Source organism: Mycobacterium hippophais (genome assembly GCF_027529605.1).
Taxonomy (GTDB): domain Bacteria; phylum Actinomycetota; class Actinomycetes; order Mycobacteriales; family Mycobacteriaceae; genus Mycobacterium; species Mycobacterium arseniciresistens.
In genome coordinates, this window is sequence record NZ_JAPZPY010000001.1 from 763,087 (window position 1) to 783,342 (window position 20,256).

Below are 20,256 nucleotides of genomic sequence, written 5' to 3' on the forward strand. Positions count from 1 at the left end.
GGCTCACGCTAACTCGGCGCGCGGGAGGTCAGTCGTCGCCGTCGCCGTCGCGCTTGGGCTTCTTGCCCGGCCGGTCGAACGGCGGGCCCTGCTGCCCGGGCTCGACCGGAGCCACCGTGGTGGTGGTCGTCGTCGGCGGCGGCGTGGGTGTCGTGGTGACCGGCGTGCTGGTGGTGGCGGGCTGCGGCGGCGAATTCGACGAGGTGCCCGCCTCGTACACCGCGAGCATCACGCCGAGCAGGAGCGCCGCGACCGCCGCACCGATCCACAGCAGCCTGCGGTCGGGACCCGACCGGCGGGGCGGCGGCGCAGCGATCATCGAGGGCGGCGGCACCGGGGTGTCGAGCACCCGGGTGCCCATCGGTCCCGGCGGGCCCGGCGCGGCCACCGGCACGGTGCCGGCGAGTGCCGCACGCATCGCGCGGGCGTTGTGGAAGCGCAGTCCCGGGTCACGGGCCATCGCACGTTCGATCACCGCGTCGAGCACCGGGTCGACGTCCGGACGCAGCGAACGCAGCGGGGGCGGCTGCTCGTCCATGATCGCGCGGGCCAGTGCGCCGGGGTGTTCCGGCAGGAACGGACGCCTGCCGGCGAGCGCTTCGTAACCGACCACGCCGACCGCGTACAGATCGTCGGCCGGTGTGGCCGGGTGGCCCATCAACCGGTTCGGGCTGAGGTAGGCCATCGTGCCGACGATCTGGCCGGTCATCGTCACGCCTGCCGCCGCGGTCTTCGCGATGCCGAAGTCGGTCACCTTGGCCGCACCCGACGGGGTGAACAGGATGTTGCCCGGTTTGATGTCGCGGTGCAGGATGCCGGCGTCGTGCGCGGCGGTCAGTGCGTCGAGCACGTCGTCGAGCACCTTGCGCGCCATCGGCACCGACAGTGGGCCGCGCGCGATCTGGTCGGCCAGCGAGAAGCCGGACAGCCGCTCCATGACGATGAACGGCATCCCGTTGTGTTCGCCGCTGTCGTGCACGGCCACGATGTGCGGGTGGTTGAGCGCCGCGGCCGAACGGGCCTCGGACTCGAATCGGGTCCGGGTTTCGGGCTGCGCCCCGAGCACGGGGTGCATCAGCTTGATCGCGACCGCACGGTCGAGGCGGGTGTCCCAGCCGTCGCGAACCTCGGCCATGCCGCCCCGGCCCAGGACGCCTCGCAACTCGTAGCGGCCGCCGAGAAGCTCGGGGGCCGTCATGAGCCCAACCTAGCTGGCTGCTTCGCCGGCGTCGGTGTCGCCCGCGGACTCGGACCTGTCGTTGTCGATGGACTCCTCCGACTCGGACTCGTCCGACGCCGACTCCCGTTTCGGCCGTAGGACCCGCTCCCGTTTCTCGTGGCCCCGCTTCAGGAAGCTGCGCACTTTCGAGCGCACTTCACCCGGTCCGTCGGCACGGACCTGCGGACGCCCGACGCGCGACGCCTTGGGGTTGACCGGCTCCTCGTCGACGATCACCTTCTCGCCGGGGATCTCCCCCGCCTGCGCCTTCAGCTCGTCCGCGGCGGGCGCGGGTGAGATTGTCTCCGCGACATCGCTTGCGGTGGAGTGGATTTCGTCCGGGGGCGACGCGGGCCGCTCCGGAGCCGGGATGCGGACGTCGGCCGGCGGGCCGATGAGCTCGAGGGCATTGTCGATGCCCTCGTCGATCCCCCGGACCAGCTTGGGGATCGCGGTGAACGGGTCGATGCGTGGCACCAGGCGGGCCCGGGTCGCCTCCCAGGGTGGGATGTCGCGGTCGTAGCCGAGTTCGACGAGTTCGGTGAAGAACGGTTCGAACACGTCGATCACCTCCTCGGGCACGCCGAGCGAGCGTGCCGGCCCGAACAGCGGCAGCTTGTCGTTGGGCAGGAAGTAGTAGTCGGTGTTGCCCTCACGGCCGACGAAGTACTCCTCGTTGTCCTCGAGATTCCACTCGTCGTACTCGGTGTGGGCGTAGACCATCCCGAGCACGCCGTTGACCGTCGACGGCAACCACAGCGGGTACAGCGGCGAGTCGGCGAAGCCGTCCCAGCGATTGGTCACCATGGTGGTCGGGAATCGCGTGTCGGGCGACGCGGCGCCGTTGAAGTAGAAGTCGATCAGCGGGATGTAGCCGCCGGCGTAGCGGGCCATCACGCCGCCGTTGGGCAGGTTGAGGCAGCCGATGCACATGAACTGCGTCGGCGGCGGGGTCAGCTGCGGGTTCGCGGCGTAGTAGGCGTCGAGCCTGCGCCGCTCCTCGATCATGATCACCGAGCTCTGCGAGTACCCGAAGATGAGCAACGGCTTGTCGGGGTCCCCCTCGCGCTGGTCGGCGATGGCGTCCTCCAGGTCGCCGAGGCCCTTGCGCACCGAAGCGCCGAAGGTGAGGTCGAACAGGCCGGTGATGGGCCAGGCCTGCTCGGGGGTGGTGACGCCGATCGGATAGGCGTATCCCGGTCCCAGCGCGGGACGCACGTACTGGTTCGCGACCATGTCCTCGTAGGCCGGGTACGGCGTCGAGGTGAAGGTGCCGGTCATCGCGAGGACGGTGGTCGCCAGCAGGTTCACCGCCGCGGAGATGGTCGACGTCACCGCCAGCGCCCAGACGGCGAGGACGGTCGTCAGTGCGACGCCGGCCGCCTTCGTCACACGGATGATGTTCGCTGACACGCGCATCAGGGCATGGTGCCGCAGTTTGCTGCACGGCACCGGCGATTTGTCGGAAGTGTCAGACCTCGGGGCAGTAGTGCGTCGACTTGCCGCGGCAGTCCAGGGGCGGCAGGTTTCGGGCGGGGGTGTGCACCAGCGGCGCGTCGGGCGCGATGCGGCCCCTGACGCGGTCCAGGCCTGCGCGCGCCCGCGGATGCATCCGTCGACGCTCGGGCACCAGCCGGAACACCTTGCCCACCGCCTCCCCGAGGCGCCGGTGCCACCACTCGTCGCGGGCCGACCACGTGTAGCCCATCAGGTCGCGCACCGGCGGGTCGTACAGGCCGACGGTGAACCAGACGAAGAACGGCGCCAACATCTTTCGCTGCAGCCGCCACATCCAGTCCGGCATCGCCGACGCGAACGGCGGTTTGGGCAACTCGGTCAGGTCGAGCACAGCGCGCGCGGCGTAGTTGTTCTCCAGCACGTTGCGGCACATGTGGTCCCAGTAGACCTGGAAGTCCTCCCACGTCGCCGGCACCGGCCGCATGCTCATGCCGTACATCCGGTACCACTCGACGTGTTCGTCGAACAGTTGACGCTTCTCCGCCTCGGTGATGCCGCCGCAGAGGCGTTCGGCGACGATGAGCGTGCCGACGAAGAACGTCGAGTGCGCCCAGTAGAAGACGTCGGGGTTCAGGGCGTGGTAGCGGCGGCCCTGGTCGTCGACGCCCTTGATGTCGGTGTGGTAGTCGCGCACCTCGGCTCCGGTGGCCGGCGCGCGGTCGCCGTCGAACACCACGCCGCCGATCGGGTACAGCGAGCGCAGCAGCCGTTGCCACCGCTCGCGGAAGAACGTCGAGTGCTCCTCGACCGCGGCGCCCAGCTGCGGGTGCATGTTCTGCATCGACCCGGCCCACGGTCCCTGCAGCAGTCCCCGCCAGTCGCCGAAGTACTTCCACGTCAGGGAATCGGGGCCGAGCGGCGAGGGCGGGGCGTCGTAGCCGCCCGGTGCCACCGGGCAGCCGGTGGCCAGCGGCGATTCGCTGGTCAGCGGACTGGCCGCAGAAGTATCTTGAGTCACTGGTATCAGTCCCATCGACGCCAGAAGCCATTTTGACTACGCGTGTTGTCACATCGAGCATAGGGAGTGATGTGCCCTCCGGTCAACGACGCGGCCGCTGGTCGGGCGTTCCACTGCAGGATCGCCAGGCGCTGCGTCGCGACGACCTGGTCGCCGCCGGGGTGAAACTGCTCGGCAGTGCGGGCGGCCCGGCGCTGACCGTGCGGGCGGTGTGCCGGGAGGCCGGCCTGACCGAGCGCTACTTCTACGAGAGCTTCGGCGACCGCGACGAGTACGTCCGCGCGGTCTACGACGATGTCTGCGCCCGGGCGATGGCGGCCCTGACGAGCGCGGAGACGCCGCGCGATGCGGTGGAACAGTTCGTCGCGCTGATGGTCGACGACCCCGCCCGCGGTCGCGTGCTGCTGCTTGCGCCGGAATCGGAACCCGTGCTCGTCCAATCGGGCGCGGAATGGATGCCCAGTTTCATCGACCTGCTGCAGCGCAAGCTGACCAGGATCACCGATCCAGCGCTGCAGGCGATGGTCGCGACAGGACTGATCGGAGCGCTGACGGCGCTGTTCACCGCTTACCTCGACGGAAGACTGAAGGCCACCCGCGAGCAGTTCATCGACTACTGCGTCGACATGCTGCTCAGCCGGGTGGCCGAATACTGAGAACACCCGCCGCAGGCGGGTACACGAGCGGAGTGACGCCGGAAATGCGGCGCGACGGGTGGGCGACACCCGGTGCGGGCCAACTTGATGTCACCGGCGTACACAGATATATTGAGTGCAACCATCAGGTACAGATAACCGGAGGGGCCCATGGCGATCGACCTGACCGACCTGCACTTGCTCAAAGAGCTCGAGCCGGTCGTCGAGGCGAACCTCAACAGGCACTTGCGTATGCGCAAGGACTGGAATCCGCACGACTACATCCCGTGGTCGGACGGCAAGAACTACTACGCGCTCGGCGGACAGGACTGGGATCCCGAGCAGTCCAAGCTGTCGGAGGTCGCCCAGACCGCGATGGTGCAGAACCTGCTCACCGAGGACAACCTGCCCAGTTATCACCGCGAGATCGCGATGAACTTCGGCATGGACGGCGCCTGGGGCCAGTGGGTCAACCGCTGGACCGCTGAGGAGAACCGGCACGGGATCGCGCTGCGTGACTACCTCGTCGTCACCCGCGCCATCGATCCCATCCAGCTCGAGGAACTGCGCGTCGAGCAGATGACCCGCGGCTTCTCCCCCGGCCAGAACGCCCAGGGCGACATGTTCGCGCACAGCCTCTTCGACTCCGTCATCTACGTGACGTTCCAGGAGCTGGCCACCCGCGTCTCGCACCGCAACACCGGCAAGGCCTGCAACGAGCCGATCGCCGATCAGCTGCTGGCGCGGGTCTCGGCCGACGAGAACCTGCACATGATCTTCTACCGCGACGTCAGCGAGGCCGGTCTCGCGATCGCGCCGAACCAGGCGATGAAGTCGCTGCACCGCGTGCTGCGCAACTTCAAGATGCCCGGCTTCACGGTGCCGGAGTTCCGGCGCAAGGCCGTGATCATCGCCGTCGGCGGCGTCTACGACCCGCGCATCCACCTCGACGACGTGGTGATGCCGGTGCTGAAGAAGTGGCGGATCTTCGAGCGCGAGGACTTCACCGGCGAGGCCGCACGGATGCGCGACGACCTCGGCGTGCTCGTCGAGGAACTCGAGGAGGCCTGCGTCAAGTTCGAGCTCGCCAAGGAGAAGCGCCTCGAACGGGAACGCAAGATGGCCGAGAAGCGCAACTCGAAGGTGCTCGCCTCATCAGCGTCCTGACCGAACACCGCGCGCCGGCCCGATCTGCACTTCAGATCGGGCCGTTCGCGCTGTCCAGCCCCGTCGTGCTGGCCCCGATGGCCGGCGTGACCAACGTCGCGTTCCGGACGCTGTGCCGTGAACTCGAGATCGCCCGCGCCGGGACGGTCAGCGGCCTGTACGTGTGCGAGATGGTGACCGCGCGGGCACTCGTGGAGCGCCACCCCGTCACCCTGCACATGACGACCTTCGCGCCCGACGAGTCCCCGCGGTCGCTGCAGCTCTACACCGTCGACCCGGACACCACCTATGCGGCGGCGCGGATGATCGCCGACGAGGGCATGGCCGACCACATCGACATGAACTTCGGCTGCCCGGTGCCGAAGGTGACCCGCCGGGGCGGTGGCGCCGCGCTGCCGTACAAGCGCCGGCTGTTCGGCAGGATCGTGGCCGCCGCGGTGCGCGCCGTCGAGGGCTCCGGCATCCCGGTCACCGTCAAGTTCCGCATCGGCATCGACGACGAGCACCACACCCACCTCGACGCCGGCCGCATCGCCGCGGAGGAGGGCGCGGCCGCGGTCGCGCTGCACGCCCGCACTGCCGCGCAGCGATACTCGGGCACCGCGGACTGGTCGCAGATCGCCGCCCTGAAACAACACGTGACCAGCGTTCCGGTGCTCGGCAACGGCGACATCTTCGACGCCGATGACGCGCTGGCGATGATGTCGTCCACCGGCTGCGACGGCGTGGTCATCGGCCGCGGGTGCCTCGGCAGGCCGTGGCTCTTCGCCGAGCTGTCCGCGGCCTTCGCCGGACGGGAGATCCCGGTGCCGCCCACGCTGGGCGAGGTCGCCGCCATCGTCCGCCGCCACGGCGAGCTGCTCGCCGATCACTTCGGTGAGGACAAGGGCATGCGCGACATCCGCAAGCACGTCGCCTGGTACCTGCACGGCCTTCCCGCCGGCGCCGACCTGCGACGCGGGCTGGCCCTGGTCAAGACGCTGGCCGACCTCGACCGGCTGCTCGACGAGCTCGATCCCGACGTCCCGTTCCCCGCCGCGGCGACCGGACCCCGTGGCCGGCAGGGGTCACCCGCGTCGGTGACACTGCCGGAGGGCTGGCTGGCCGACCCCGACGACTGCACCGTCCCCACCGGCGCGGACGTCATGCATTCAGGCGGTTGAGCAGGGCCGGAAGTGTCGCGCGAGGCGCCGTTGTAGCGCGTTCGTGACAATTCGAGACGAACCTGTCACCCGCTCCGACTGGCTCACTCACAGGTTGTCTCAGTACGATGTGGGTCTTGCTGTGATGGCTCCAGTCACGGAGCCGATCTCGATGCTGCTGCGAGACATGTGGCATTGCACAAGCCGGCTGGGCGCGACGCGCCGGCGGGTTCACGGAGTCGGAGGCCGATGAGGACATGAGTGACGGCGACAACGCCACTCCTGGCCGTCGGCGGGCGCCGGACCCGGCCCCGGATCATGACGCGGACAACCAATGGCTTACCCGAACTCCCCGGCGATCCCTCGGCGCCGCGCCGTGGGAGCGCAGCGACCGGCACCCCGTCACGCCCGCGGCCGCCGATGAGCCCGACGACGAGGCGGCCGACGAGTCGAGCGGTAGCCACACCGACGGCGGCCTGACGGTCGCCGACCTCATCGCCAAGATGGCCGGAGAGGGCACCGGCGGACGCCGCGCGCGGCGCCACCTCGCCGAGCCCGAGCCCGAACCCGAGGCGCCGCCCGCACCGCCGACCGAGATCATCGACGTGGTCCCGGCGGCCGAGCCGCCCGCACCGCCGACCGAGATCATCGACGCCGTACCGGCCGAACCCTACGAGCAGTACGAGGACTACGAGTCCTATCAGCCCTACGGCGGCTACGAGGCCGTGGCCGCCGACGGTGCCGCCCGCCCGTCGGATCCGGACCGGCAGGACACCGAGATCATCCCGTCCGTACCGTCCGCGTACGACGACGACATCCCCGACCTCACGTCATCGCGGGTGCCGCCGTCACGGATCGGCCGGCGTTCGGTCGGCGCGCCGGGTGACGAACCGCACCGCCGCAGACGGGTGATGCTGGCCGGCCGGACCGCCGCCGCGCTGCTGGCGGCCTTCGCGCTCGTGCTGACCGGCGGCGCGTGGCAGTGGCAGTCGTCGAAGAACAACAGCATGAACAAGGTGTCGGCGCTGGACCGGGATTCGCGCGACATCATCGACGCGAACGCGCAGTACGGCGACGAGAACTTCCTGATCGTCGGCGTGGACAGCCGGATCGGCCAGAACAGCGACATGGGCGCCGGCGACACCGAGGACGCGGCGGGCGCGCGCTCGGACACCGTGATGCTGGTCAACATCCCAGCCAACCGGGAGCGGGTCGTCGCGGTGTCGTTCCCGCGCGACCTGTCCATCGAGCCGATGGAGTGCGAGCCGTGGAATCCCGAGACCGGCGCGTACGGACCCATCACCGACGAGAACTCGCCGATGTACGGGCTCGAGGAGGCGTGGACCGAGACCAAGCTGAACTCCGCGTACGCCGTCGGCGGACCGAAGTGCCTGGTCAAGGTGGTCCAGAAGCTGTCGGGGCTGTCGGTCAACCGGTTCATGGCCGTCGACTTCGCCGGCTTCGCCAAGATGGTGGACGCGATCGGCGGCGTCGAGGTCTGCAGCACCACCCCGATCGAGGACTACGAGCTGGGCACGGTGCTGCCGAATTCGGGCCGCCAGATGATCGACGGGCACACCGCGCTGAACTACGTGCGCGCCCGCCAGGTCACCACCGAGATCAACGGCGACTACGGCCGCATCAAGCGCCAGCAGCTGTTCCTGTCGTCGCTGCTGCGGTCGCTCATCAGCAAGGAGGTGTTCTTCTCGCTGAACAAGCTCAACGACGTGGTGAACAAGTTCATCGACGACACCTACGTCGACAACATCGGCACCCGTGAACTGGTCGATCTCGGCCAGTCGATTCAGGGGGTGTCCGCCGGCCGGATCAGTTTCGTCACCGTGCCCACGGTCGGCTATGCCGACGACTACGGCAACGAGGTGCCGCGCGAGGACGACATGAACGCCCTGTTCGACGCGATCATCAACGACAACCCGCTGCCCGGGGAGAAGAACGCCGACAACACTCCGGTGCCCGGCACTCCGGAGTCGGCCACCCTGACTCCCGAGTCGACCACCGCGGCGCCCGAGCCGGCACCGGCGACCGACCCCGGCCGGCTGGTCAACGCCGTCACCACGGACCCGGCGCAGATCACCGTCCAGGTGTCGAACTCGACCGGTCAGAACGGGCTCGGCGCCACCGCGGCCGACGAGCTGCAGGCGCACGGGTTCAACGTCACCACCCCGGACGACTACCCCGACTCGCTGTCCTCGACGACGGTGTTCTTCGCGCCGGGCAACGAGCAGGCCGCAGCCACGGTCGCCTCGTCGTTCGCCAACGCCACCGTCGAACAGGTCACCGGTCTCGGTGACACCGTGCAGGTGGTGCTCGGGCCGGACTTCAACACCGTGAACGCGCCGACACCGAGCGGATCGCCCGTTCAGGTCCAGGTGGTGCGGGGCACGAGCACCGCCCCGTCGCACCTGCCCGAGGATCTCGCCGTCACCAATGCCGCGGACACCACCTGCGAATAGCGGCTTCGTTAATTGGACAACAGCACGTCCGGGCGGTTGTCATTCACCTGTCGTTCACTGTCGGCGTCGTGACGTGTGACCTGGTCAACCTCTAGGCTTGGCCCATGCGAACCGCGTACCACGAACAGTTGGACTCCCTGACGAGCCAGCTCGGCGAAATGTGCGGCCTGGCGGGTAGCGCGATGGAACGCGCCACCCAGGCGCTGCTGCAGGCCGATCTGGTGCTCGCCGAACAGGTGATCAGCGACCACGAGCAGATCTCGGCCCTGAGCGTCCGCGCCGAGGAGTCCGCGTTCGTGCTGCTGGCGCTGCAGGCCCCGGTGGCCGGCGACCTGCGCTCGGTCGTCGGCTCGATCCAGATCGTCGCCGACGTCGACCGGATGGGTGCCCTGGCCCTCCACGTCGCCAAGATCGCCCGTCGACGCCACCCGCAGCATGTGCTGCCCGAGGAGGTCAACGGCTACTTCGCCGAGATGGGCCGTGTCGCAGTCGAACTCGGCAATGCGGCGCAGGAGGTGCTGATCACCCGGGACCCGGAGAAGGCCGCCCGCATCCAGGAGGAAGACGATGCGATGGACGACCTGCACCGGCACCTGTTCACGGTGCTGATGGATCGCGAATGGAAGCACGGCGTGACGGCAGCTGTCGACGTGACCCTGCTCAGCCGGTTCTACGAGCGCTTCGCCGACCACGCCGTCGAGGTGGCGCGCCGGGTCATCTTCCAGGTCACGGGGACCTATCCGACGGAGGAGCAGATCCCCACTCCGCGCTGACGTCGGCCATAGGCGCGCTTACCGACGCTGAGCGTAGGTGAGCGCGCCGAAGTCGACGGCGGGCGAGCGATTCAGGCCGAGATGGACGGCGCCAGACGGTAGCCGGCGCCGCGGATGGTGCGGATGAACTCGCCGTGTTCGGGATCGTGACCGAGCTTCTCGCGCAGACGTCGTACATGCACGGCGACGGTGTTGGTGTCGGCGGGGTGGCCCCAGACTGCGCGGCTGATCTCGTCGCTGCTGGCCACTCGTCCGCGACGTTCGATGAGGTACACCAGGAGCTCGAGTTCACGCTGGGTCAACTGGACGTCGCGCCCGCGGACGCGGGTCTCGTAGCCGTCCCGGTCCACCTCGATCGGGCCGGCCGTGTAGACCTGCTGATCCCGCCGGGGTTCGTGGAATCCGTTGAACGCGAACGGCGCGATCGTGTTGATGTCGTACGGGCGGACGATCAGCGCCGAGGCGCCCGCGGACAGCGCCTGACGCGTGAGCTCGTCGGCACTGGGCGCGCCGATCAGGATCGGCAGGTTCCACCTGTTGCGCACCGCCGAGGTGATCCGTGCGGCATCGACGGTGCTGGTCCGCGCCGCCAACACCAGCACATTGGGCTGTTCGACGCCGATGGCCAGCAGCGCTTCGGCACCGTCGTCGCACCAGGTGGTCTCGATGCCGATCTTCGCCGCATCATCCATCAGATGCGCCGCGACAACGGCGTCGGTGTCGACCAGCATCAGCGTCCCGCGGGTGGGCGGGACGGCGGCGCGATGCCGCCCCAAGCCCACCTCGGTGCGCCGCACCTCAATCGTCACGCGTCATCGCCTCGCCCGTCACTCTGTCGCCCCCTCGCGCGACGTGCATGCAGCGACCGTCAGCCGAAGCGGCCCGAGATGTAGTCCTCTGTCGCCTTCTGGGTCGGGTTGGAGAAGATCTTCTCCGTGTCGTCGACCTCGACCAGCTGGCCGGGCTTGCCGGTCGCCTCGAGGTTGAAGAACGCGGTCTGGTCGCTGACCCGGGCGGCCTGCTGCATGTTGTGGGTCACGATCACGATCGTGTAGTCCTGCTTGAGCTCGGCGATCAGATCCTCGATGGCCAGCGTCGAGATCGGGTCGAGCGCCGAACACGGCTCGTCCATCAACAGCACGTCGGGCTGCACCGCGATGGCGCGGGCGATGCACAGCCGCTGCTGCTGACCACCGGACAACCCGCCACCCGGCTTGTCGAGCCGGTCCTTGACCTCGTTCCACAGGTTCGCGCCCTTGAGCGAACGCTCGGCCACCTCGTCGAGGGTCTTCTTGTTGCGCGTTCCCTGCAGCTTCAGGCCGGCCACCACGTTGTCGCGAATCGACATGGTGGGGAACGGGTTCGGTCGCTGGAACACCATGCCGATGGTCTTGCGGACGCTCACCGGGTCGATACCCGAGGCGTAGATGTCCTCACCGTCGAGCAGCACCGAGCCCTCGACGCGGGCGCCGGGAATCACCTCGTGCATCCGGTTCAGGGTGCGCAGCACGGTCGACTTCCCGCAGCCGGACGGCCCGATGAAGGCCGTGACGCTACGCGGCAGCACCGCCAGACCCACGTTGGACACGGCATGGAAGCTGCCGTAGTAGATGTTGAGATCCTTGAGATCCAGGCGCTTGGCCATGAGGCTCCTAAACTCGGTTCCGCGTGAGGTATCGGTTGATGAAGGCAGCGCCGAGGTACAGGGCCGCGATGATCAGGATGAGGGTCAGTGCAGCGCCCCACACCCGCAGTGCGCCAGCCGCTTCCGGGTTGACCAGCTCGGTGTAGATCAGCAGGGGCAGCGACGCCATGTTGCCCTCGAGGGCGTCGAAGTTGATCGACCGGCTGTAGCCGACGAGCACCAGAACCGGAGCCGTCTCACCCATGACCCTTGCCAGGGCCAGCAGTATGCCGCTGATCATCCCCGGCAGTGCCGTCGGAACGACGACCCGCATAATGGTCTTCCACTTCGGAATGCCCAACGCATAGGACGCTTCTCGCAGTTCGTCGGGAACGAGCTTGAGCATCTCCTCGGTATTACGAACGACGACGGGCAGCATCAGCAGCACCAGGGCCAGCGACACGGCGAACGCACTCTGCTCGAAGCCCAGGGTCGCAACCCACAGCGCGAAGATGAACAAGGCGGCGACGATCGAGGGCACGCCGGCGAGGATGTCGACCATGAACGTGGTGACCTTGGCGAACCGGCCTCGGCCGTATTCGACCAGGTACACCGCCGCCATGACGCCCAACGGCACCGAGAGAACGGCGGCGATGGCCGCCTGGATCAGGGTGCCGTAGATCGCGTGGTAGACGCCACCGGCCATCTCCTCCGGCAGCACACCGGCAAGAGAGTTGGTCCACCATGTCGAGGAGAGGATCGCGGTGATCCCCTTGGCCAGCACCGTGTAGATCAGCCAGATCAACGGGATCATCGCGACAACGAACGATGCGGTGAACAGCGTCGTCGCGATGTTGTTCTTGAGCTTGCGACTGACGCTGACCGGGTGGAAGGTCGGGGCCTTCACCGGCTGGTCGAGTGTTGACGTCGTTGCGGTCATCCTCCGCTAACCCTTCCGCCTGCCGCTGCCCGGGCCAGCGCGTTGACCACGAAGGTCAGCGCGAACAGCACGAAGCCGGCGGCGATGTATGCACCTGTCGGCAGTGGCGCACTGAATTCCGCCGCTGCCGAGGCGATTTTGGATGCGAACGTGTAGCCACCGTCGAACAGCGACCACGTGCCGGCCTGTGCGGCCGTGCGCAGGATGATCAGGATGGCGATCGTCTCGCCGAGCGCACGACCCAGACCGAGCATCGACGCGGCGATCATGCCGCTGCGACCGTAGGGGAACACGGTCGTCCGGATGACTTCCCACTTCGTGGCGCCGAGGGCCTGTGCAGCCTCGACGTGCCCACGCGGGGTGAGTGCGAAGACCTCGCGGGTGACCGAGGTGATGATCGGCAGGATCATCACCGCCAGCACGATCCCCGCCGTGAAGATCGTTCCGCCGCCCGCGAGCGACACGTTGCCCTGGGAGAACAGGGGGAACCAGCCGAGGCTGTCGTTCAGGAAGGTCGCCACCGGGGTGAGCCAGGGGGCAAGCACGAAGATGCCCCACAGACCGAAGACGATGGACGGCACGGCCGCCAGCAGATCGACCAGCATCCCGAACGGTTTCGCCAGCCGCTTGGGCGCGTAGTTCGTCAGGAACGCCGCGATCCCGATCGCGATGGGCACGGCGATGATCAGGGCGAACACCGAGCTGAGCACGGTCACCATGAAGAGGTCGCGGATACCGAAGCGCAGGTTGCTCGAGTCGCTGGTGAGGAACTCGGTGCTGGTGAGGAAGTTCGCCTGATTGGCCTGCAGTGAGGGGATCGCCTTGATGATCAGGAAGAGCGCCATCAGCGCGATCGCACCGATGATGGTGGCGCCTGCCGCGATCGCGATGGACTTGAAGACGGTGTCGCCCCAACGTCCTTCGCCCTGCCTCAAGGCCGATCCCTTCCGGTTCTTCGTTGGCTTCTCGGGCGTGTGCCCGCCCTGCTGTGGGCTCGTCGTCGCCGACGAGCCCACAGCGGTCGAGTCTGGTGTGACAGCCATTTGTTGTGGCTACTACGCCGTCGCGTTGATGGCGTCGACAGCCTCGGTCAGCCGCGTCTTGAAGGCTTCGGGAACCGGGATGTAGCCGTTGTCCTCGAGACCCTTTTGCCCGTTGCCCAGTGCCGAGTTCAGGAACGCCTTGACCGCGGTGGCCACCTCGGCGTCCGGGTACTTCGAGCACACGATCTCATAGGCCGCGAGCATGATCGGGTAGGACCCGGCCTCGGTGGGCTTGTAGAACGACGCGGTGTCGAGGACGAGGTCGTTCCCGTCGCCCTTGAACTTGACGCCGTCGATGGCCTTGCCGGCCGTCTCCGTGCTCAGCTCCACCGGCTCGGGACCGGCCGACGTGATGATCTTGGCGATCGAGAGGTTCTGCGACTTGGCGAACGACCACTCGTTGTAGGTGATCGAGCCCGGCGTGCTCTTGATGGCCGCCGAGGTGCCCTCGTTGCCCTTGGCGCCCTCGCCGACACCGCCGGCGAAGGACTTGCCCGCACCCTTGCCCCAGGAGCCGTCCGACGCCGCATCCAGGTACTTCTGGAAGTTGTCGGTCGTGCCGGACTCGTCGCTGCGGAAGATCACGTTGATCGGATCACCCGGAAGGGTGGCGCCCGAGTTCAGCGCCGCGATCTCCGGTGCGTTCCAGGTCTTCACCGCGCCGTTGAAGATCTTGCCCAGCGTCGGTCCGTCCAGCACCAGGCCGTCGACGCCGGGAACGTTGTAGGTCACGGCGATGGGTCCGAAGACGGCGGGGAGGTTCCACGCTTCACTGCCACCGCAGCGTTCCTTGGCCTTCTCGACCTCGCCCTTGTCCGCACTGAGGGGAGAGTCGGAGCCGCCGAAGTCGGTCTGGCCGCCGAGGAACTCCGACACGCCGGCACCCGATCCGCTCGAGGTGTAGTTCAGCGTGAAGCCGGGGCAGTCCGTCTCGTAGGCGTTGATGAACCGCGTCATCGCGTTGGCCTGCGCGCTCGAGCCGCTCGCCTTCAGCGCTTCCTTGCCGCCGCACTCACCGGCGGCCTGCGAACCGGATTCGCCGGATCCCGATCCCGAAGAGGTGTTGTTGTCGCTGCCACACGCCGACAGCAGCAGGGCACCGGCGGCCAGCAGGCCGAGCGCAGCACCAGAACGATTCGCCTTCACGAAACTCCTTCAAAGTTCACGGGTGGACGCTGGCCGTCGCCGGCGCGTCAAGCAGACCCATTGCTGCTCGGCTGTGAACCTAAAGGGACGCCATGAATGAATTACCTACGCATGGTGAACGGAAAATGAACCACACCGGCGACGTGCGCCACTTTTCACATCTCGTTGACAGCATCGGCTAGCTCAATCATTATTGACTCAATGAGTGCTGAGCGAAATACCCTGGTGCGGCGAGCGGCTGTTCATGCGGCTCTCGCGGAGCCGGCCCGACTGGCGATCGTCGACCGCCTGTTGCTTGCCGACGCCTCACCGACCGAACTGCAGTCCTCCCTTGCCATGCCGTCGAATCTCATCGCGCATCACCTGAAAGTGCTCGAAGACGCGGAACTGCTGCGGCGGGTGAAATCCGAGGCCGACCGCCGCCGGACCTACCTCAGGTTGAATCACGACGCCCTGGAGGCGATGGTCCCGGCAGCGGAGCGGACAGCGCGGAGGGTGGTCTTCGTGTGCACCCAGAACTCCGCGCGCAGCCAGATGGCAGCTGCCATCTGGAACCGGCGAAGCGCGGTACCCGCGACGTCGGCCGGCACCTGTCCCGCCGATGCGATCCATCCCGGCGCCCTGGCTGCTGCGCAGCGTCACCACGTGCCTATCGAACCCAGTACTCCCCGGCACCTCGCCGACGTCCTGTCCGACGGTGACCTGCTCATCGCGGTATGTGACAACGCCCACGAAGCGCTACCGCCCGACCCTGATCGCATCCACTGGTCGGTTGCGGACCCGGCACGCTCCGCGACGGCCGACGCCTTCGACACCGCGTTCGGCGAACTCGCCGAGCGAGTTCAGCAATTGTCCCCATCTCTTCAGCCAGCCTGACCCGGAAGCGAGACATCATGGTGCACAACGCCACTCACCAGCATGTGCGGTCCGACCTGTCCATCGACCAGCGGTTGGCGCTCAAGACCGCGGCCACCAGGCTCGAGAAAGATTTCGAGGAGATGTTCGGGGTCGAGACGATCGAACGCTTCCTCCACTCCTCCTATGAACAGTTCGCCAACCGCGCATCGATCCCGAACTTCCTGCCACTGCTGGCCGAGCGGTTCGCAAGACAACGACTGCGGGCGCTCGCAAAAGTGGAAGGCAAGCACAACGACGGCAAGCCCACGGTGCTGTTCCTCTGCACTCACAACGCCGGCCGATCCCAGATGGCTCTCGGATTCTTCACCCACTTCGCGGGGGACGCCGCGGTCGCGTGGTCAGGCGGATCCGAGCCGGGCACGGAGATCAATCCCGCCGCGATCGCCGCGATGGCCGAACGCGGCATCGACATCTCCGGGGAATACCCCAAGCCGTGGACCGATGAGATCGTGCAAGCCGCTGACGTGGTGATCACGATGGGATGCGGCGACGCTTGCCCGGTGTTCCCGGGGCGTCGCTACGAGGAGTGGAAGCTCGACGATCCGGCCGGCATGGGCGTCGAGGCCGTGCGACCGATCCGCGACGACATTGAGCGCCGGGTCCGAGAGTTGTTGGCAGAGCTCGAGGTTCCGGTGAATGCGTAGAACGCTGATGCGCGAAGCCTCCCCTGCCGTCACGCCGCCGCGGGCGCGCCTCGTCTTGAAGGTGCGGGCTGCCGTCGAATGGCTCCGGGCCGGCTACAGCGCGGAGGCGCCGAGCACTGGACACTGCACGCTCATAGCGCTGCAGGGCCCAAGCCGATTGTCGGCCGCCCAGATCGAGCGCGCTGTCGCGGACATCGCGTCGACGACGTCGCGCAGTGACGTCGACATCGCAGCGGCGATAACCAAGGCGATCGACAGACTGCCGACCCGGACGCAGATAGAGCAGATCCGCCGATCGCTGCCTGCGCCCTGAGGCCCGATTCCATCCGTCTAGATATTTGGTGAAAGACCAGTCGTGCGCCGCAACCGGGCCGCCAATTCGTCCACCCGGGCAGCGATGTCGTCGCGCACGAGTCGCATCCGTTCGATGCCGTCGATGCCCCGCTCGGACGGCTCGTCGGTGTCCCAGTTCTCGAACCGCGTGCCCGACACGGGGTCGACCTCGGCTTCCCGACCGAGCGTGACGACCAGATCGACCCTCTCGACCAGATCCGGGTCCAGCGCCTTCGGCGTCTGATCGGTGATGTCGACGCCGACCTCCGCGAGCACCTCTGCCGACAGCGCGTTGATCTCAGCGCCCGGCCTGGTGCCCGCGGAATACACGTCGACGGAATCCGCTGCGACCTTGCGCATGAGCCCAGCGGCCATCTGCGACTTGCCGCCGTTCTTCACGCACACGAACAGCACCGCCGGCTTCGCGTGTTCAGCCACGTGGCACACCCTTCTTCACGACGTCGGCTGCATCCCCAGCGGTGGGTGGCGAGAAGCGGCGCCGCAACGCCAGTGAGACGTACACCAGGGCGACGAGCACCGGAACCTCGATGAGCGGACCGACGACGCCGGCGAGGGCCTGCCCGGAAGTCGCTCCGTAGGTGGCGATCGCCACGGCGATGGCGAGTTCGAAGTTGTTGCCCGCCGCGGTGAAAGCCAGAGTGGTCGTTCGCGCGTAGCCCAGGCCGATGGCCGCGCCGAGCAGATATCCGCCGCCCCACATCACCGCGAAGTACACCAGCAGCGGCAGGGCGATCCGAGCCACATCCAGTGGGCGACTGGTGATCTGCTCCCCCTGCAGGGCGAACAGGATGACGATCGTGAAGAGCAGGCCGTAGAGCGCCCACGGGCCGATCGCCGGCAGGAACTTCGTCTCGTACCAGTCCCGCCCCTTGGCTCTCTCACCGAACCGGCGCGAAAGATAGCCCGCCAGAAGCGGAATGCCGAGGAAGATCAACACCGACTTGGCGATCTCCCATGGCGACGTGGAGATGGTGGCCTGTTCGAGCCCCAGCCAGCCCGGCAGCACCGACAGGTAGAACCAGCCCAGCACGGCGAACATGATGACCTGGAAGACGGAGTTGAGGGCGACCAGCACGGCCGCGGCCTCGCGGTCGCCACAGGCCAGGTCGTTCCAGATGATCACCATGGCGATGCACCGGGCGAGGCCGACGATGATCAGGCCGGTCCGGTACTCCGGCAGGTCGGGCAGCATGAGCCAGGCCAGCGCGAACATCAGCGCAGGCCCGAACACCCAGTTCAGGACGAGGGAACTGATCAGGAGCCGGCGATCGCCGGTGACCGTGTCGAGGCGGTCGTAACGCACCTTGGCCAGCACCGGGTACATCATGATCAGCAGTCCGAGCGCGATGGGCAGCGAGACGCCGTCGATGGCGACGTGCCCCAGGGCGGTGTTCAGTCCGGGGACCCCGCGGCCCAGCAGCAGGCCTGCGGCCATCGCGAGGCCGATCCACAACGGCAGGAATCGGTCCAAGGTGGAGAGCTTGCCGACGACGTCCGGGGTGTCGGCGGACGCAGCGGTCCTCGTCATGCGGTGGCTCCTGCTGTCGAGTGCACCGGGCCGGCGGCGAACAGGGCCGCCAGACCGTGCAACGCCTCAGGCGCCACGGCGTAGTACACCCACGACGCGCGGCGTTCCGACGTGAGCAGTCCGGCGTCGCGCAGCACCTTCAGGTGGTGCGAGACGGTCGGCTGTTTGACGTCCAGGCCGTCGGAGATGTCGCAGACGCAGGCCTCGCCGTTGGCGCGGCTGGCGATGGCGCTGAACAGGCGCAGGCGCACGGGATCTGCCAGAGCCTTGAGTGTGGAGGCCATCGCAGTGGCGGCTTGCGCCGTCAGTGGCTCGCGCAGCAGCGGCCCGACGTCACAACATTCCGCCGGTTCGACGGGCACCTGATTCGACATTCATCGATATTGACACTGATCGAATCAGCAGGCAAACGAAGAGCAGATGAACGAGTCCAGACCTCAGGAGTCCGACGAGACCCCGGCGGCGTACGCGACGTCGACGCTGTGGACGTCGAAGCCGAGCTTGCGGTAGGTGTTCACCGCCGCCGCGTTGTCCGCCTCGACGTAGAGCATGACCGTCGGTTGCGCGCTTCCGGACAGCCGCTTCGCGAGGTGGTGCAGACCCGTCAGCGTGAGCGTCGCGCCGAGTCCGCGACCCTGGGCCGATGGGTCGACGCCGACGACGTACACCTCGCCCAGATCCCCGTCGTGAATTTTCGTCCAGTGGAACCCGAGGAGTTCGCCGGTCGCGTCGTCGCGACCCAGGAACAGCCCGTCCGCGTCGAACCACGGTTCGCCGCGGCGCTCGGCGATGTCGGCACCGGTCCAGCCGCCCTGCTCGGGATGCCAGGCGAAGGCGGCGTTGTTGACGCGCAGCAGGTCGGCGTCGTCGGCCGGTCCGGAGTAGGTCGTGACACTGACGCCCTGCGACGTCACCGGCGCGGGCAGATCGCGCAGCGAACGGCGCATCTGCAGCAGTTCGCGGCGCACCACCAGTCCGAGTGACCGGGCGGTCGCGCGGGCGGGTTCCAGATTGCCGTGCGCCCAGACCCTGGCGTCCTCACCGCCCGCGGCCAGACCGGCGGTCGCCAATTGCGATCCGATGCCACGCCGGCGCGCCGGTGGATCCACCACCAGTTCGGCCATCGCGGGGGTGCCCTCGGAGGCAGGAGCCAAATTCAGATAGCCCACGATGTCGTCATCGTCGACGGCCACCAGGTGACGTGTCCAATCGGCGGCCAGTTCCCGCAGCACCTGATCCCCCACCGGCGCAACGCCGTCCACGGTCGTGGCGGTGTGGATGAGCGCGCGGATGCGGTCCCGGTCGGCCGCGGAGAGGTGATCGCGCCAGTCGAGGTCGGTCACTGGGTTCGGAGGGGATCCACGAACGACTCGGGCACGCTGTCCGGGGCGTGCGCGTAGTCGTCCTCCTCGTCGTCGTCGGGCAATTCCGCGCCGGGTGCGGGCGGTCGACCGCGCGCGGGCCGTACCGCCTTGTAGCCGACGTTGCGCACGGTGCCGATCAGCGACTCGTACTCGGGGCCCAGCTTGGCGCGCAACCGGCGGACGTGCACGTCCACGGTGCGGGTACCGCCGAAGAAGTCGTACCCCCACACCTCCTGCAACAGCTGGGCGCGGGTGAACACCCGGCCTGCGTGCTGGGCGAGGTACTTGAGCAGCTCGAATTCCTTGTAGGTGAGGTCGAGCGGGCGTCCGCGCAGGCGTGCCGTGTAGGTGCCCTCGTCGATGACGAGCTCACCGAGGCTGACCTTGCCGACGTTCTCCTGGTTGGCCATGCCGCCGCGGCGCCCGACGAGCAGGCGGAGCCGGGCGTCGATCTCGGCCGGACCGGTGCTCGGCAGCAGGATCTCGTCGAGCCCCCACTCGTGGTTCACCGCGACCAGGCCGCCCTCGTTCACCACGGCGACGACGGGCACCGACGTACCCGTGGTGCCCAGCAGCCGGCACAGGCCGCGCGCGGCGGCGAGGTCGGTGCGTGCGTCGACGATCGCGACGTCGGCGGTGCCTGCTTCGAGCAGAGCGGACACCTCGGTCGGCGCCGAGCGGACGTTGTGCGCGAGCAGCGCCAATGACGGCAGGACCGACTCAGGGTGCGGATCGACGGTCAAGAGAAGTAGGTCCACAGGCCCTCCAGCGGTCCCCGGGGTGCAATCAACTCCTGCGGTGATCTCCCA

Annotated in this window: 21 protein-coding genes; 8 read left to right on the forward strand and 13 right to left on the reverse strand. The window is 68.0% G+C overall.

Going from position 1 to position 20,256, the window contains the following annotated elements:
• Nucleotides 1-28: 28 nt before the first annotated feature.
• From O6P37_RS03790 to O6P37_RS03800, 3 genes are read right to left on the reverse strand one after another with little or no spacing between them, the layout of a single operon-like run.
• Nucleotides 29-1,198 (reverse strand): protein kinase domain-containing protein, encoded by a 1,170-nt coding sequence (locus O6P37_RS03790; RefSeq protein WP_269892791.1) that lies wholly within the window; start codon nucleotides 1,196-1,198, stop codon nucleotides 29-31.
• 9 nt (nucleotides 1,199-1,207) lie between these two features.
• Nucleotides 1,208-2,638 carry a PE-PPE domain-containing protein gene (locus O6P37_RS03795; RefSeq protein WP_269892792.1) on the reverse strand — a complete coding sequence of 477 codons (1,431 nt, stop codon included), beginning with the start codon at nucleotides 2,636-2,638 and terminating at the stop codon, nucleotides 1,208-1,210.
• A gap of 52 nt (nucleotides 2,639-2,690) precedes the next feature.
• Nucleotides 2,691-3,695 carry an oxygenase MpaB family protein gene (locus O6P37_RS03800; protein WP_269893162.1) on the reverse strand — a complete coding sequence of 335 codons (1,005 nt, stop codon included), beginning with the start codon at nucleotides 3,693-3,695 and terminating at the stop codon, nucleotides 2,691-2,693.
• A gap of 71 nt (nucleotides 3,696-3,766) precedes the next feature.
• Between O6P37_RS03800 and O6P37_RS03805 the strand changes: the two genes are divergently transcribed.
• From O6P37_RS03805 to phoU, 5 genes are all read left to right on the forward strand, one after another.
• Nucleotides 3,767-4,351, forward strand: a complete 585-nt coding sequence (locus O6P37_RS03805; protein ID WP_269892793.1) for a TetR/AcrR family transcriptional regulator — start codon at nucleotides 3,767-3,769, stop codon at nucleotides 4,349-4,351.
• Between the two features lie 150 nt (nucleotides 4,352-4,501).
• Nucleotides 4,502-5,497 carry an acyl-ACP desaturase gene (locus tag O6P37_RS03810; RefSeq protein ID WP_264013925.1) on the forward strand — a complete coding sequence of 332 codons (996 nt, stop codon included), beginning with the start codon at nucleotides 4,502-4,504 and terminating at the stop codon, nucleotides 5,495-5,497.
• Complete coding sequence (gene dusB / locus O6P37_RS03815) at nucleotides 5,494-6,660, forward strand: tRNA dihydrouridine synthase DusB (RefSeq protein ID WP_269893163.1); 1,167 nt, start codon at nucleotides 5,494-5,496, stop codon at nucleotides 6,658-6,660. The genes O6P37_RS03810 and dusB overlap by 4 nt, the downstream gene beginning before the upstream one ends.
• A 236-nt stretch (nucleotides 6,661-6,896) precedes the next feature.
• Nucleotides 6,897-9,113 carry an LCP family protein gene (locus O6P37_RS03820; RefSeq protein WP_269892794.1) on the forward strand — a complete coding sequence of 739 codons (2,217 nt, stop codon included), beginning with the start codon at nucleotides 6,897-6,899 and terminating at the stop codon, nucleotides 9,111-9,113.
• Between the two features lie 104 nt (nucleotides 9,114-9,217).
• Complete coding sequence (gene phoU / locus O6P37_RS03825) at nucleotides 9,218-9,886, forward strand: phosphate signaling complex protein PhoU (protein ID WP_269892795.1); 669 nt, start codon at nucleotides 9,218-9,220, stop codon at nucleotides 9,884-9,886.
• Between the two features lie 71 nt (nucleotides 9,887-9,957).
• Here phoU and O6P37_RS03830 read toward each other — a convergent pair whose 3' ends face one another.
• From O6P37_RS03830 to pstS, 5 genes are read right to left on the reverse strand one after another with little or no spacing between them, the layout of a single operon-like run.
• Nucleotides 9,958-10,695, reverse strand: coding sequence for a winged helix-turn-helix transcriptional regulator (locus O6P37_RS03830; protein WP_269892796.1), 738 nt, complete (start codon nucleotides 10,693-10,695; stop codon nucleotides 9,958-9,960).
• Between the two features lie 59 nt (nucleotides 10,696-10,754).
• Nucleotides 10,755-11,531: a phosphate ABC transporter ATP-binding protein PstB gene (pstB, locus tag O6P37_RS03835; protein ID WP_264013929.1), complete on the reverse strand. Its 777-nt coding sequence runs from the start codon at nucleotides 11,529-11,531 to the stop codon at nucleotides 10,755-10,757.
• Between the two features lie 7 nt (nucleotides 11,532-11,538).
• Nucleotides 11,539-12,450 carry a phosphate ABC transporter permease PstA gene (gene pstA, locus O6P37_RS03840; RefSeq protein WP_269892797.1) on the reverse strand — a complete coding sequence of 304 codons (912 nt, stop codon included), beginning with the start codon at nucleotides 12,448-12,450 and terminating at the stop codon, nucleotides 11,539-11,541.
• Nucleotides 12,447-13,493, reverse strand: a complete 1,047-nt coding sequence (pstC, locus tag O6P37_RS03845) for a phosphate ABC transporter permease subunit PstC (protein ID WP_269892798.1) — start codon at nucleotides 13,491-13,493, stop codon at nucleotides 12,447-12,449. Before pstC ends, pstA begins: the two co-directional genes overlap by 4 nt.
• Nucleotides 13,494-13,505: 12 nt before the next feature.
• Complete coding sequence (pstS, locus tag O6P37_RS03850; protein WP_269892799.1) at nucleotides 13,506-14,639, reverse strand: phosphate ABC transporter substrate-binding protein PstS; 1,134 nt, start codon at nucleotides 14,637-14,639, stop codon at nucleotides 13,506-13,508.
• A 201-nt stretch (nucleotides 14,640-14,840) separates the two neighbouring features.
• Here pstS and O6P37_RS03855 point away from each other — a divergent pair, with 201 nt between their 5' ends.
• Genes O6P37_RS03855 through O6P37_RS03865 form a run of 3 tightly spaced genes read left to right on the forward strand, consistent with a single transcriptional unit; the run spans nucleotide 14,841 to nucleotide 16,514 of the window.
• On the forward strand, nucleotides 14,841-15,515 hold the full coding sequence (locus O6P37_RS03855) for an arsenate reductase/protein-tyrosine-phosphatase family protein (RefSeq protein ID WP_269892800.1): 675 nt from the start codon (nucleotides 14,841-14,843) through the stop codon (nucleotides 15,513-15,515).
• A 17-nt stretch (nucleotides 15,516-15,532) separates the two neighbouring features.
• Nucleotides 15,533-16,201 carry an arsenate reductase ArsC gene (locus tag O6P37_RS03860; protein ID WP_269892801.1) on the forward strand — a complete coding sequence of 223 codons (669 nt, stop codon included), beginning with the start codon at nucleotides 15,533-15,535 and terminating at the stop codon, nucleotides 16,199-16,201.
• Nucleotides 16,194-16,514 carry a DUF3349 domain-containing protein gene (locus O6P37_RS03865; protein WP_269892802.1) on the forward strand — a complete coding sequence of 107 codons (321 nt, stop codon included), beginning with the start codon at nucleotides 16,194-16,196 and terminating at the stop codon, nucleotides 16,512-16,514. Before O6P37_RS03860 ends, O6P37_RS03865 begins: the two co-directional genes overlap by 8 nt.
• A gap of 17 nt (nucleotides 16,515-16,531) precedes the next feature.
• On the opposite strand, the gene O6P37_RS03870 is transcribed toward O6P37_RS03865, so the two are convergent.
• The 5 genes from O6P37_RS03870 to O6P37_RS03890 form a co-directional block, all read right to left on the reverse strand.
• Nucleotides 16,532-16,909, reverse strand: coding sequence for an arsenate-mycothiol transferase ArsC (locus O6P37_RS03870; RefSeq protein ID WP_269893164.1), 378 nt, complete (start codon nucleotides 16,907-16,909; stop codon nucleotides 16,532-16,534).
• A gap of 55 nt (nucleotides 16,910-16,964) precedes the next feature.
• The gene (arsB, locus tag O6P37_RS03875) at nucleotides 16,965-18,083 is read right to left on the reverse strand and encodes an ACR3 family arsenite efflux transporter (RefSeq protein WP_408633094.1); all 1,119 of its coding nucleotides are present in this window, start codon (nucleotides 18,081-18,083) and stop codon (nucleotides 16,965-16,967) included.
• A complete protein-coding gene (locus O6P37_RS03880; protein WP_269892803.1) occupies nucleotides 18,080-18,457 on the reverse strand; it encodes an ArsR/SmtB family transcription factor in 378 nt (125 codons plus the stop codon). Before O6P37_RS03880 ends, arsB begins: the two co-directional genes overlap by 4 nt.
• Before the next feature lie 63 nt (nucleotides 18,458-18,520).
• Nucleotides 18,521-19,426, reverse strand: a complete 906-nt coding sequence (mshD, locus tag O6P37_RS03885; RefSeq protein WP_269892804.1) for a mycothiol synthase — start codon at nucleotides 19,424-19,426, stop codon at nucleotides 18,521-18,523.
• A complete protein-coding gene (locus O6P37_RS03890) occupies nucleotides 19,423-20,205 on the reverse strand; it encodes a winged helix-turn-helix transcriptional regulator (protein WP_269892805.1) in 783 nt (260 codons plus the stop codon). Before O6P37_RS03890 ends, mshD begins: the two co-directional genes overlap by 4 nt.
• Between the last annotated feature and the right edge of the window lie 51 nt (nucleotides 20,206-20,256).

What these genes read in the sequence shown, in the direction of transcription:
- O6P37_RS03790 (WP_269892791.1), bottom strand. Translation starts at nt 1,198, where the DNA reads ATGACGGCCCCCGAGCTTCTCGGCGGCCGCTACGAGTTGCGAGGCGTC.
- O6P37_RS03795 (WP_269892792.1), bottom strand. Translation starts at nt 2,638, where the DNA reads ATGCGCGTGTCAGCGAACATCATCCGTGTGACGAAGGCGGCCGGCGTC.
- O6P37_RS03810 (WP_264013925.1), top strand. Translation starts at nt 4,502, where the DNA reads ATGGCGATCGACCTGACCGACCTGCACTTGCTCAAAGAGCTCGAGCCG.
- O6P37_RS03820 (WP_269892794.1), top strand. Translation starts at nt 6,897, where the DNA reads ATGAGTGACGGCGACAACGCCACTCCTGGCCGTCGGCGGGCGCCGGAC.
- phoU (WP_269892795.1), top strand. Translation starts at nt 9,218, where the DNA reads ATGCGAACCGCGTACCACGAACAGTTGGACTCCCTGACGAGCCAGCTC.
- pstB (WP_264013929.1), bottom strand. Translation starts at nt 11,531, where the DNA reads ATGGCCAAGCGCCTGGATCTCAAGGATCTCAACATCTACTACGGCAGC.
- pstA (WP_269892797.1), bottom strand. Translation starts at nt 12,450, where the DNA reads ATGACCGCAACGACGTCAACACTCGACCAGCCGGTGAAGGCCCCGACC.
- pstC (WP_269892798.1), bottom strand. Translation starts at nt 13,493, where the DNA reads ATGGCTGTCACACCAGACTCGACCGCTGTGGGCTCGTCGGCGACGACG.
- O6P37_RS03855 (WP_269892800.1), top strand. Translation starts at nt 14,841, where the DNA reads ATGAGTGCTGAGCGAAATACCCTGGTGCGGCGAGCGGCTGTTCATGCG.
- O6P37_RS03860 (WP_269892801.1), top strand. Translation starts at nt 15,533, where the DNA reads ATGGTGCACAACGCCACTCACCAGCATGTGCGGTCCGACCTGTCCATC.
- O6P37_RS03865 (WP_269892802.1), top strand. Translation starts at nt 16,194, where the DNA reads ATGCGTAGAACGCTGATGCGCGAAGCCTCCCCTGCCGTCACGCCGCCG.
- O6P37_RS03870 (WP_269893164.1), bottom strand. Translation starts at nt 16,909, where the DNA reads ATGGCCGCTGGGCTCATGCGCAAGGTCGCAGCGGATTCCGTCGACGTG.
- arsB (WP_408633094.1), bottom strand. Translation starts at nt 18,083, where the DNA reads ATGACGAGGACCGCTGCGTCCGCCGACACCCCGGACGTCGTCGGCAAG.
- O6P37_RS03880 (WP_269892803.1), bottom strand. Translation starts at nt 18,457, where the DNA reads ATGTCGAATCAGGTGCCCGTCGAACCGGCGGAATGTTGTGACGTCGGG.